The organism is Kitasatospora sp. NPDC041988, assembly GCF_055588525.1.
This window is the reverse complement of the sequence record NZ_JBVJCO010000002.1, coordinates 151,258-163,245: the sequence shown is the minus strand read 5'-3', so window position 1 is coordinate 163,245 and position 11,988 is coordinate 151,258. Positions and strand designations below refer to the sequence as shown.

The 11,988-nt window shown below is 74.3% G+C and carries 10 protein-coding genes; 2 read left to right on the top strand and 8 right to left on the bottom strand.

Annotated elements, in window-relative coordinates:
* Positions 1-108: 108 nt before the first annotated feature.
* From ACZ6NC_RS03665 to ACZ6NC_RS03650, 4 genes are all read right to left on the bottom strand, one after another.
* On the bottom strand, positions 109-1,053 hold the full coding sequence (locus ACZ6NC_RS03665; RefSeq protein ID WP_465728581.1) for an ROK family glucokinase: 945 nt from the start codon (positions 1,051-1,053) through the stop codon (positions 109-111).
* A gap of 192 nt (positions 1,054-1,245) precedes the next feature.
* Positions 1,246-1,605, bottom strand: a complete 360-nt coding sequence (locus ACZ6NC_RS03660) for a DUF5304 family protein (protein WP_465728579.1) — start codon at positions 1,603-1,605, stop codon at positions 1,246-1,248.
* A gap of 144 nt (positions 1,606-1,749) precedes the next feature.
* Entirely contained in the window at positions 1,750-2,922 is a 1,173-nt protein-coding gene (locus ACZ6NC_RS03655; protein ID WP_465728577.1) for an ArsA family ATPase, read from the bottom strand.
* Between the two features lie 25 nt (positions 2,923-2,947).
* The gene (locus tag ACZ6NC_RS03650) at positions 2,948-3,382 is read right to left on the bottom strand and encodes an SRPBCC family protein (RefSeq protein ID WP_465728575.1); all 435 of its coding nucleotides are present in this window, start codon (positions 3,380-3,382) and stop codon (positions 2,948-2,950) included.
* 330 nt (positions 3,383-3,712) lie between these two features.
* On the opposite strand from ACZ6NC_RS03650, the gene ACZ6NC_RS03645 reads away from it, so the two are divergent.
* On the top strand, positions 3,713-5,506 hold the full coding sequence (locus ACZ6NC_RS03645; protein ID WP_465728573.1) for an AMP-dependent synthetase/ligase: 1,794 nt from the start codon (positions 3,713-3,715) through the stop codon (positions 5,504-5,506).
* A gap of 45 nt (positions 5,507-5,551) precedes the next feature.
* On the opposite strand, the gene ACZ6NC_RS03640 is transcribed toward ACZ6NC_RS03645, so the two are convergent.
* On the bottom strand, positions 5,552-6,688 hold the full coding sequence (locus tag ACZ6NC_RS03640; protein ID WP_465728571.1) for a glycosyltransferase family 4 protein: 1,137 nt from the start codon (positions 6,686-6,688) through the stop codon (positions 5,552-5,554).
* 244 nt (positions 6,689-6,932) lie between these two features.
* Here ACZ6NC_RS03640 and ACZ6NC_RS03635 point away from each other — a divergent pair, with 244 nt between their 5' ends.
* Positions 6,933-8,345, top strand: coding sequence for a glycosyltransferase 87 family protein (locus ACZ6NC_RS03635; protein WP_465728569.1), 1,413 nt, complete (start codon positions 6,933-6,935; stop codon positions 8,343-8,345).
* On the opposite strand, the gene ACZ6NC_RS03630 is transcribed toward ACZ6NC_RS03635, so the two are convergent.
* The 3 genes from ACZ6NC_RS03630 to ACZ6NC_RS03620 form a co-directional block, all read right to left on the bottom strand.
* Entirely contained in the window at positions 8,342-9,385 is a 1,044-nt protein-coding gene (locus ACZ6NC_RS03630) for a hypothetical protein (protein WP_465728567.1), read from the bottom strand. The genes ACZ6NC_RS03635 and ACZ6NC_RS03630 overlap by 4 nt on opposite strands.
* 164 nt (positions 9,386-9,549) lie before the next feature.
* The gene (locus tag ACZ6NC_RS03625; RefSeq protein ID WP_465728565.1) at positions 9,550-10,614 is read right to left on the bottom strand and encodes a C40 family peptidase; all 1,065 of its coding nucleotides are present in this window, start codon (positions 10,612-10,614) and stop codon (positions 9,550-9,552) included.
* A gap of 225 nt (positions 10,615-10,839) precedes the next feature.
* On the bottom strand, positions 10,840-11,988 hold the full coding sequence (locus ACZ6NC_RS03620; RefSeq protein ID WP_465728563.1) for a C40 family peptidase: 1,149 nt from the start codon (positions 11,986-11,988) through the stop codon (positions 10,840-10,842).

Here is an 11,988-nt window from a genome sequence, read left to right as displayed (position 1 = left end):
CCGCCAACCACCCCCCCCCCGCCCCCCCCCACCCCCCCCCCCCCCCCCCCCCCCCCCCCCCCCCCCCCCCCCCCCCCCCCCCCGCCGTCGGCGGGCGCGTGGTGGGACTCAGACGGTGCGGGCCAGGTCGGCCGCGCCGGAGATGCCGGCGGCCGAGCCCATCGAGGCGAGCACCACCTCGGCGCGCGGGCGGTGCACCCCACCGGTCAGGTAGTGCTCGAAGGCCTTGGCGACCGGGTCGAGCAGCAGTTGGCCGGAGTCGGAGACGCCGCCGCCGAGCACGAAGACGCCCGGGTCGAAGAGCGCGGCGAGGTCGGCCATTCCCCGGCCCAGCCAGTCGGCCAGCTCGGCGTAGCACTCCAGGGCGAGCGGGTCGCCCTCCTCGGCGGCCTGGGTGATGTGGATGCCGCGGATGGTCTCGGCGACGCCGTCGTTGAGCTCCAGCATCCGCTTGCCGTGGATCGGGTCGGCGGCGGCCTTCTCGCGGCCGTAGCGGCGCAGCGCCCGGCCCGAGCCGTACTGCTCCCAGCAGCCCTTGCCGCCGCAGCCGCAGGTCAGGCCGTCGGGGACCATGTTGAGGTGGCCGATCTCGCCGGCCACGCCGAACCGGCCGCGGTGCATCCGGCCGTCCAGGACGATGCCGCCGCCGATGCCGGTGCCGACGGTGATCAGCACCATGTCCTCGTGCCCGGCGGCCGCGCCGAAGCGGTACTCGGCCCAGGCGGCGCAGTTGGCGTCGTTCTCGACCACGGTGTCGAGGCCGGTGAGCTCCTCGATCCGGCTGCGCAGCGGCTCGTCCTCCCAGTCGATGTTGGGGGCGAAGATCACCGTCGAGCGGTTGCGGTCGACGAAGCCGGGGGCACCGACGCCGGCCGCGACCACGTCGGGGTACTGCTCCTTGAGCTCGCGCACGGCCTGCGCGATGGCGTCGACCGCCCACTGCGGGTCGGCCGGGGTGGGCACCCTGGTCCGGGCCAGGATCTCGCCCGCCTCGTTGACCACGCCTGCCGCGATCTTGGTCCCGCCGACGTCGACGCCGATGGTCAGAGCCATGTGTCCCTCAGCTATTCACTCGTTCCCGCTGGACGGAACGGTACCGCCCAACCCGGCCCCCGTATACACCGTCGCATACATTAACCGAAGACAATCGGCGACCAAGCTCGCCGACCCCCTTCAAAAGTCGTACATTCTTACCCGCACCGTCGCAGAGCGCAGCCGAACGGTGACTCTTTCGGGATCAGGGCTTCACAGCTTGTCGGACGGCCCGTCAGGCGTGTCGAGGTCGATCCGCTCGCTGCGGGCGCTCTCGCCGGCGGTCCAGCGGTGCTCGTGACCGGCCACGGCGGCCCGGTAGGCGGCCAGCAGCTCGCCGCCGGCCGCGACCAGCCCGCTGCCCGCGGCGGTCAGGTGCTCGTACACGTCGGGCTGCTTCTCGCGCAGGCGGTCGGCGAGGCCGGCCAGCGAGATCAGGGTCTCGGCGCCGGCCTCCTGGGCCTTCTGGCCGACGGCTCCGGCGAACCGGCGGACCTCGTCCACCAGCGGGCCCAGCTCCGGGCCGAAGGGGTGCTCGGCGGCCTGCTCGGTGCGGTCGTCGGCGGTGGTCATCGCGGGCGTCTCCTCGGCTCCGGCCGCGCCTGCGGCCACTGACACCGACGCTACCGGACCGGGCCCGTACCCCCGAGGCCGCTCAGAAGCCCCCGGCCGCCCGGGAGCCCTTGGCCGGCCGGGGGTCTCAGCCGCCCGGGAGTCTCAGCCGCGCGGCCAGAGCGCCGGGTCCGGCGCGAAGCGGACGGCGAGCGCCCCGTCGTGCAGGCCGGCGCCCGCGACGGTGCAGCGGCGCAGCGCCGAGGGCAGGGTGAGCACCCGCCGGTGGGCGCCGAGGCCGACCACCAGCTCGTCGCCGCGGCGCACCAGGTCCAGGTCGGCCCGGTCGGCACCGGGCAGGGCGAGGTGCCAGACCAGCAGGCCGTCCTCGGCCAGCCGGTCCTCCACTGACCACGGCTCGGGGGCGAGCGGCGCCGGACCGGGCCCGGTGCCGTAGAGGCGGTCGGCGACGGCCTCCAGGGTGACCTCGGCGAGGCCGGTGACCAGCACCGGCACGTCGCCGGCGGCGGCGAGGGCGGCCAGCTCCTCCTGCCGGCGGCGGGCCAGCCCGGCCAGCCACGGGTCGGGCGAGTCGGCGGCGGCGTCCGGCAGCGCCCCGTGCACCACGACGGCGTCCGGCCGGTGCCCGTGCAGGGCCAGCCCGGCGCGGATCCGGCGCAGTTCCTCGTAGGGGTGGCCGTCCGCGGAAGTGACCAGGCGGACGCTGGTGCCGGGCGCGGTGATCGCGGCGCGGGCCTCGGCGAGCGCGGCGGCCGCCTTGGTCCGGGTCTCGTACAGCCAGTCGGCGGGCATCGGTACGCCGGCGAGGCCGGCCAGCAGCGGGCGCAGCGCCCGCGCGGCCTGGCGCTGCTCGGGCACGAGCCGGGCCAGGTAGCGCTCCAGCTGCTCGGGCAGGGCGAGCGTGCCGATCAGTTCGGCGGGCGGCGGGGCGAGCACCACCAGCACGTCCGCGTCGGCGGCGGGCAGGGCGCGCAGCAGGGCGAGCCGGGCGGTGCCGGGGAGCGCGGTGAGCTCCTCGGGGTCGAGCGGCTCGGCGCCGAGCAGGTCGAGGGCGGGCTTGAGCCGGCCGCCGACCTCGCCGAGGGCGTGCCGGAAGGCGGCCTGCTCGTCGGCCCGGGCCACGGTCAGCCCGGGCGCGTACGCGGCGGGTTCGGGCTCCAGCCGGGTGCCGAGGACGGTGTCCAGGGCGCGGTGCGGATCGTCGGCGGCCAGCAGCAGGGTGCGGTGGCCCTGCCGGGCGGCGTGCAGAGCGGTGGCGGCGGCCACCATGGGCGCCGCCGCGTCGCCGCTGACCAGGATGGTGCGTGTGGCCGTCATGCCGTCCTGCCCCGCTTTCCGGGCGTCAGCCCTCGACGCGCTTCTTCAGGCCGGCCAGCGCCCGGTCGATGATGACCTTCTCGGCCTTGCGCTTGATCATGCCGAGCATCGGGATCTTGACGTCGACGGCGAGCTGGTAGGTGACCTCGGTCCGGCCGCCGTCGAGCGGGGCGAGCGCGTAGGAGCCGTCCAGCGAGCGGAGCATCTGGCTGCGCACCAGGGTCCAGCTGACCTCGCGGTCGTCGTCCCAGGTGTAGGCGAGGACGTGCTCGTCGCGGATGGCGCCGGCGTCGAGCAGCAGGCGCACCTGGGCGGCGCGGCCGTTCTCGGCGGTCTCCAGTACCTCGATCTCCTTGACCTCGCCGGTCCAGGCCGGGTAGGCGGCGAAGTCGGCGATCACGGCCATGACCGTCGCCGGGGTCGCGTCGATGGTGATGCTCGACCTGGTGTGCTCCGCCATGGAATGGCCCTCCGCGTCGTCCCTGCTGCCGGCCCGGCCGAGCCTGCTCGGTCGGGTGCGCCCGGAGCAGGCTATCGCGCCCGGGGGCGCCGTCCGGTCCAGGGCTCGGTGGTCCGCCGCGCTGCCGGGCCCGGGCTCCGGCGGCGTGGCAGGCTACCGGTCGGTCACCCCGGGGCTGCCGTAGGGTGCCATTCGAACGACCCGGTCACGGCCTGGTCGGACCGGGTAAAGGTGTGACACTTCGAACACCGGAGCCGACCCCCCTGGTCGAAGCTGCCTACCGGGCAGTAACGTCCTGCCGTCCCGCAGCGTCGCGAACGAGGAGCAGTCTTGCTCGACTTCAGCCTTCCGGCCCTCTACCAGGTACCGAGCGGCGGTAACCTCTCCGACCTCGTGCACCAGAACGCCGAGCGGCACCCGAACGTCGCGGTGCTCAGTCGTAAGGTGGACGGCCAGTGGCAGGAGTTGACCGCCACCCAGTTCCTGGTCGAGGTGCACGCCGCGGCCAAGGGCCTGATCGCCGCGGGCATCGAGCCCGGCGACCGGGTGGGCATCATGTCCCGCACCCGGTACGAGTGGACGCTGCTGGACTTCGCGATCTGGTCGGCCGGCGCGATCACCGTCCCGGTGTACGAGACCTCCTCCGCCGAGCAGGTCGAGTGGATCCTCGGCGACTCCGGCGCGGTGGCCGTCCTCACCGAGACCGGCCGGCACGCCGAGGTGGTCGAGCAGGTCCGCGAGCGCCTGCCGGAGCTGAAGCACACCTGGCAGATCGAGGCCGGCGCCCTGGCCGCGCTGGCCGAGGCGGGGCAGCACGTCTCCGACGCCACCATCGACGAGCGCCGCTCGGTGGCGACCTCCGACTCGGTCGCGACCATCGTCTACACCTCGGGCACCACCGGCCGCCCCAAGGGCTGTCAGCTCACCCACGGCAACTTCCTGGCCGAGCTCGGCAATGTGACGGCCCGCATGGAGTCGCTGTTCCGGACCGGCGAGGGCTCCGTCCTGCTGTTCCTCCCGCTCGCGCACGTGCTCGGCCGGATCGCCGAGATCGCCGCCGCGATCGCCCCCATCAAGCTCGGCCACGTCTCGGACATCAAGGACGTCACGGCCGAGCTCGCGTCGTTCCGCCCGACGCTGATCCTGGGCGTGCCCAGAGTCTTCGAGAAGGTCTACAACACCGCCCGTACCAAGGCCCAGGCCGACGGCAAGGGCAAGATCTTCGACAAGGCCGCCGACACCGCGATCGCGTACAGCCGGGCGCTGGACAGCGGGGGCGCGGGCCTGGGCCTGCGGATCAAGCACGCCGTCTTCGACAAGCTGGTCTACAGCAAGCTGCGTGCCGCCCTCGGCGGCCGGGCCACCCACGCGATCTCCGGCGGCGCCCCGCTCGGCGAGCGCCTCGGCCACTTCTACCGGGGCATCGGCTTCACCGTCCTGGAGGGCTACGGCCTGACCGAGACCTGCGCGGCCACCGCCTTCAACCCGCACGACAAGCCGAAGATCGGCACCGTCGGCCAGCCGCTGCCCGGCTCGGCCGTGCGGATCGCCGAGGACGGCGAGGTGCTGCTCAAGGGCCCGCAGATCTTCACCGGCTACTGGAACAACCCGCAGGCCACCACGGACGCCCTGCAGGACGGCTGGTTCGCCACCGGCGACATCGGCTCGCTGGACGACGAGGGCTACCTGACCATCACCGGCCGGAAGAAGGAGATCATCGTCACCGCGGGCGGCAAGAACGTCGCCCCGGCGGTGATCGAGGACCGGATCCGGGCGCACGCCCTGATCGGCGAGGTGATGGTGGTCGGCGACCGCAAGCCCTTCATCGGCTGCCTGGTCACCGTCGACGAGGACTTCTTCCCCAAGTGGAAGGAGCTGAACGGCAAGCCTGCCACCGCCACGGTCGCCGAGCTGCGCGAGGACGCCGACCTGCTGGCCGCCCTCCAGGCCGCGGTGGACGACGGCAACGCGGCCGTCTCGCACGCCGAGGCGGTCAAGAAGTTCCGCCTGCTGGACACCGTCTTCTCCGAGGAGAGCGGGCACCTCACGCCCTCCCTCAAGCTCAAGCGCAACGTCGTGCTGAAGGACTTCGCAGCCGACGTCGAGGCCATCTACCAGCGCTGAGACCACGCGAAGGGCCCCGCCGAAGCGGGGCCCTTCGGCCTGCGCTCAGCCCGCCAGCAGCGAGGTGAGCCGGCCGGCCAGCAGGTCCCACCGCCAGGAGCGGTCCACCCAGCGCCGGCCGGCCTCGCCCATCCGCCGGCGCAGCTCCTCGTCGTTCAGCAGCCGGACGATCCGCTCGGCCGCCGCGGCCGGCGAGCCGCCCGGCACCACGTAGCCGGTCTCGCCCTCCAGCACCGCGTCCGGCGCACCGCCGGAGTCCCCGGCCACCACCGGCAGGCCGGTCGCCGAGGCCTCCAGGTAGACGATGCCCAGGCCCTCGACGTCCAGCCCGCCCCGGCGGGTGCGGCAGGGCATCGCGAAGACATCCCCCGCGCCGTAGTGCGCGGGCAGCTCCTCCCACGGCACCGAGCCGGTGAAGCGCACCGAGGGGCGGACTCCCCGGGCGTCGGCGAGCTTCTCGAGGTCCGCCCGGTACGGGCCGCCGCCGACGATCAGCAGCACGGCGTCCGGCACGTCCGCGAGGATCTGCGGCATCGCCTCGATCAGGGTGTCCTGGCCCTTGCGCGGCACCAGCCGGGAGACGCAGACCACCACCGGCCGGTCCGCCAGGCCGAGCCGGCGGCGCAGCTCGGCGCCGCCCGACTCCGGGTGGAAGGTCTGCTCGTCCACGCCCGGCGGCAGCTGCACCATCCGCGCGGCCGCCTCCGGGCCGACCGCGTCGGCGATCCGGGAGCGGGTGTACTCGCCGAGGTAGGTCAGGGTGTCGGTGCCCGCGCCGATCCGGCGCAGCAGCTGCCGCGCCGCCGGGAGCTGGGCCCAGGCGGCCTCGTGCCCGTGCGTCATGCCGAGCAGCCGGCCGGCCCCGGCGCGGCGCAGCGCGGGGGCCATCAGCCCGAGCGGGGCGGCGGCGCCGAACCAGACGGAGTCGCACTTCTCGGCCCGCAGGATCTCGGCGGCCCGCCGGGTGACCCGCGGTGTGGGAACCATCACCTTCGTCCGGTCGCGGATCACCGGGAACGGCTGCTCGGCGTCGAACCGGGCGACCTCGCTGCCGTCGCGCCAGGTCGAGGCGTACACCACGATGCTCCCGGCGGGCTGACGGACAGCCATGTTGTGGACGAAGGCCTGGATACCGCCGGGTCGCGGCGGGAAGTCGTTGGTGACGATCAAGGTCTTGTGCATCAGGCCACGGCTCGCTCGGTCGGGGGGTGCTCGGTGTACCGCTGGGTGATCCGTACGATAGGTCAACACCATGACCCGCCGGGAACGGAACCGTGCACGGCAACCGTTTCACCCCCGGGTCTGTCCTAGTACCTAGGCAGCCGGTGGGGCCCGCCCGGACGACGGCGAGTGCCCGACACCGACCGCCCGGGCGTCCGTCTCGCGACGCCTCCGGTGGGACGTCCGAGACGAACGAGGGAGCGCAGTGGAGTTGGCCCCGGCCACCGAGTCCGGTAACCCCAGCGGCGCCGACGACCCCGGCACGGCGCTGGCCGTCCGCCAGGAGCCCGTCCAGGCCCCCGCCCGCCCCGCCGGGCGTGCCGGGGCGCTCTGTGCGCTCGGCGGGAGCTGGCTGGCCACCCGGACGCTGCTGCTGCTGCTGGTGACCGGCGTGCTGCGGATGGCCGGCGGGGACGTCACCACCGACGTCTGGCTGATCTACCACGGCTGGTACGGCGTCCTGCAGACCGGCACCTTCCCGCTGGACGACGTCACCTGGCAGTACCCGCCCGGCGCCGCCCTGGTGATCATGCTGCCGGGGCTGCTGCCCTGGTCGTACCTGGTCTCCTTCTGGGTGATCTGCGGGATCGCGGACGCGGCCGCCATGGCCTTGCTGGTGCGGACCGGGCTGCGCAAGGGCCGGGCGCTGACCGGCGCCTGGGTCTGGGTGGCCGGCGTCCCGCTGCTCGGCCCGATGATCTACAACCGGTACGACGTCATCGTCACCGCGATCGCGGTGGCCGGCCTGCTGGCGCTGATCCGCCGCCCGGCGATCGGCGGACTGCTGCTGGGCCTGGGCGGGATCATCAAGATCTGGCCGCTGCTCGGCCTGATCGGCACCCCGTCCGGCCGGCGCACCCGCCGTGCCTGGACGGCCGCGGCGGCCACCGCCGTCTCGGTGGGCTTCCTGCTCGCGGCCGGCATGAACGGCGCGTTCGAGTTCCTGACGTTCCAGAAGGACCGCGGCGTCGAGGTGGAGTCGGTGGGCGCGCTGCCGCTGCACTTCGCCCGGATCGCCGGGGCCTGGGACGGCAAGGTGATGATGAACTACGGCTCGGTGGAGATGCTCGGGCCGTGGGTCAACGTGGTCGGCAAGGTGATGATGGCCGGCACCCTGCTGGGCTTCGCCTGGCTGGTGCTCTGGCGCTTCACCGCGAAGCGCCGCAACGCCGCCACCATGTACGACGCGGCGCTGACCGCGCTGCTGATCTTCACCGTGACCAGCCGGGTGATCAGCCCGCAGTACCTGGTCTGGCTGGTCGGCGTGGCCGCGGTCTGCCTGACCGTACGCGGCAGCAGCCAGCGGCCGGTGGCGCTGCTGATCCTGGCCGCGACGCCGCTGACCCTGGTGGAGTTCCCGCTGATGTTCAGCGAGGTGGTCGGCAGCGAGCCGTGGGCGATCACCTGGCTCACCCTGCGCAACCTGCTGCTGGTGGCCGCCGCCGTGCTCTCCTGCATCCGGCTCTGGCGCTCCACCCGCGGCTCCGAGCAGCTGCCGCCCACCGTGGTGCTGGCCCACCCGGAGCCCGCCTCCGCCTACCCGGTGCGACCGGGTATCGCGTACGAGCAGGACCTGCTGGACGGCATCGGCCGGCCGAGGGCCGGCGAGCGGCGCTAGGCGTTTCCGACGGCCTTGAGCCGCCGGACCTCGGCGAGCCAGAGGCCGGTGAACTCAGCCAGTCCGAGTCCCAGTTCGGCCCGGAGCACGCGGTCCAGCCGCTGCTCCCGGCCGTCCCCCTGGCCCGCAGCGCCGACCGCGCGGTAGAGGGCGACCAGCCGCTCGGGCCCGTGACGGCGGGCGATCAGCTCACAGGCCAGCCAGGACTGCTCGTAGGCCTGGGCGATGCCGGCCGACCCGGCGGCGAAGTCCTGGTCGGCGGGCAGCGCCGTGGGCAGCTTCCCGGCGGCGACGTCACGGGCCAGCTCGGGAGCGATCTGCTGCGGGGAGCGGCCGGAGCCCCGGTAGCCCGTCCAGTCGGCGACGCCCTCGGAGAGCCAGAGCGGCGTCCAGGCGCGGGTGTCGGCCCGGGTCGCCACGTGCGTGGCCTCGTGGGTGATCACCACCTGGCGGCCGAAGTCGCTGAGCCCGCCGTACGCCTCGGGGTTGACCAGCACCCGGTCGGCCGGGGTGTGCCAGGGCGCGCCGGGCGCCGCGGTGGTGACGGCCGCCATACCGGTCCAGGCGGCCGGGTCGGCCTCCAGCAGCCGGGCGAACTGCGCCTCGGTGGCGGGCAGTTCCAGCAGCAGCCGGCCCGCCCAGCCGGTGCCCCAGAGCGCGCCGACGGCAGCGACGGCCCGGTCGGCCACGGCGGCGAGCCCGGCCGGGTCCGGTCCGCCCGCCAGGCCGAGCACCAGGGCGTGCTCACCACGGGCGGGCGCGACGGTGCCGAAGTCCCAGAACGGCGGCGGGCCCCCCGCGCTCTCCTCCCGCTCGACCCGCCAGCCGCCGGCGGTGCGCAGCAGCGCGAGCCGGCGCGGGTACACCACGGGGTACTCGTCGTACCCGGCCACCCGGACGGCCAGCTCGGCGGTGGCGCTCAGCCGGTCCGGCGCGCCGGCCGGGCCGAGTACGAGGTTCCGGTAGCCCGCCTCGGCGAGCGGCAGCGCGGGCGGCCCGGCGGCCAGGGCCCGGGCCCGTTCGGCCAGCAGTGCCGTCACCTCCGCACGGTGGTCCCCCGCCGCCCGCGCGGGCGCCGCCGGGGCGGCCCCGGGCAGCGAGAGCTGGGCCAGCCCGCCGGCGGCGAGCAGCAGCGCACCGCGCCGGGACAGCGTGCAGCGGCGTGCCCCGGCAGCGGTGGGAGGAGGTGTCGGCCCGGGCCGGCTCAGAGCCGGATCACCCCCGCGACGGGCATCGCGTTGACGCTCTCGTACCGGACCTTGGCGCCCGGGTACGGGGCATGCACGATCACCCCGCCGCCGGCGTACATGCCGACGTGGTGCATGTCCCGGTAGAAGATCACCAGGTCTCCCGGTCGCGCCTCGGAGATGCCGACCCGCTGGCCGGCGTACGCCTGGGCCTGCGAGGTGCGCGGCAGGGTCACTCCGGCCTGCCGCCAGCTCCAGTACATCAGACCGGAACAGTCGAACGCGCGGGGCCCGGTGGATCCGTACGCATAGGGCGAGCCGATCATCTTCACGGCCGCGGCCAGCGCGGCGGCGCCGCGTTCGGAGGCGGGCGGGGCGGTGCCCAGGTCGAGCCGGTCGGTGCCGCGGGTGGCGCGCTGCTCGGCCTCGCGGGCGTCCTGGGCGGCCATCCGGGCCCGTTCGCCGGCACCCAGGCTGTTGAGCAGTTTCTGCGCCTCGGCCAGCCGCTGCTGGATCTGCTGTTTGCTCTCGGCCAGGGTGCGGCGGCTCTGGTCCAGCTCGGCGAGCTTGACGGAGGTCTCGGCGCGGCGCTGGTCGAGCCGGCGCTGACGGCCCACCACCTCGTGCAGCGTCTCGTTCTGCCGCTCGGCCTCCTGGTCCAGGCTGCGGGCCCTGGAGAGGTAGCCCTCGGGGTCGGTGGAGAGCATCAGCTGGACGGTCTGCGCCATGCCGCCGCCGCGGTACTCGGCGCCGGCCACGGTGGCGAGGTCGCCGCGCAGCTGGTTGAGCTCGTCCTGGGCGACGGCGACCTGCTGCTGGAGGGTGCCGGTCTCGTGCTGGAGCCGCTGCTGGGCGTCGAGCGCCGCGTTGTACTTCTCCGAGGCCTGCTCGGCCTCGTCGTAGAGCTGCTCGACCTGTGCCTTGACGTCCTTGCGGCTGGAGGGCGTGTCCGGCGAGCCCGGCGTGGCCTGGGCGGTGCCGCCACCGGCCAGGCCGAGCACGGTGGTGGCCGCCGCTGTCAGCACCAGCGCGCGGGCGAGCGCGTGCGCTCCTGACAGCGGGGAACGGCGGTGCACGGCCATGCGACGGTGGCTCCAATCCTGCGGCCCGGCCCCGCCGCCGCACCGGGGGCGGGCGGCTCGTGAGCGGGAGTCCGGTGGCAGACGTTAGCGAGTCCGGGCGATCGAGTCCAAACCCCTCCCAACCCGAATATTTGACCCTCAATCGGACATCTGCCCGAGCCGCCGGAAAAGCCGCAGGCCCGGCCTCCCACGAGGGGAGACCGGGCCCACTGGGGCTGATGCGGATCAGACGCGCACGATGGCGGAGATCGGCAGCATGGTGGCGGTCTCGTACCGGACCACCGCGCCGGGCTTCGGCGCGTGGATGACCTGCCCGCCGCCCACGTACAGGGCGACGTGGCTGGCGTCCGCGCGGTAGATGATCAGGTCGCCGGGCTGGGCGTTGGCGATGTTGGTGCCCACGTTGGTCCCGTAACCGGCCTGCTGCTGCGAGGTGCGCGGCAGCGACACGCCCGCCTGCGCGTAGGCCCAGCCGGTGAGGCCGGAGCAGTCGAAGGAGCTCGGGCCGGTGGCGCCGTAGACGTACGGCGAACCGAGCTTGCTCTCGGCGGCGGCGATCGCGGCGGAGGCGCGCGAGCCGTTGGCGGCGGGCGCGGACGGCGCGGCGGGCTTGGCGGCGGCCGGCGTCGAGGACGACGCGCCGAGGTCGCTGCGGGTGTTGTCGCGGGATGCACGGTCGGCGTCCGCCTTGGCCTTGGCCTCGGCCTTGGCGGCGTCCGCCTTCGCCTTCGCCTCGGCGGCGGCCTTCTCCTCGGCCGCGCGCATCGCCTGGCGCTCCTGCTCGGTCAGCGTGTTGAGCAGGTCCTGGGCCTTGGCCAGCTTGCCCTGGACCTCTTCCTTGGAGGCCTTCAGCTGCTGGGTGGTGGTCTCCAGCTCGCCGAGCTTGGCCTGGGCCTCGTTGCGGTCCTGGTCGAGCTTGCGCTGCTGCTCCTGGAGCTCCTTCAGCGCGCCGGACTGGGTGCTGCTGGCCTGGGTCAGCGCACCGGCCTGGTTCAGGAAGTTGTCCGGGCTGGACGAGAGCATCAGCTGCACGGTCGACGATATGCCGCCGGTGCGGTACTGCTCGCCGGCGATCTCGGCGAGGCCGCCCTGGGCCTCGGTCACCGAGGCCTGCTGACGGGCCACCTTGTCCTGCAGCTCACCGACCTGCTTCTGCAGCTCCTGCTGCTTGGCCTGGGCGCCGTTGAACTTCTCGGTCGCCTGCTCGGCCTGCTCGTTGAGCTGGTCGACCTGCTCCTTGACCTGGTCCTTGGTCGGCGTCGGGTCGGCGTGGGCGCCGGACTGTGCGGAGAGGGCGACGGCCGCGGCGGCGACACCGGTCAGGATCGAGACCCGGGCGCGGCCGGCAGGCTTGGGACGACGATGGGACGCCAC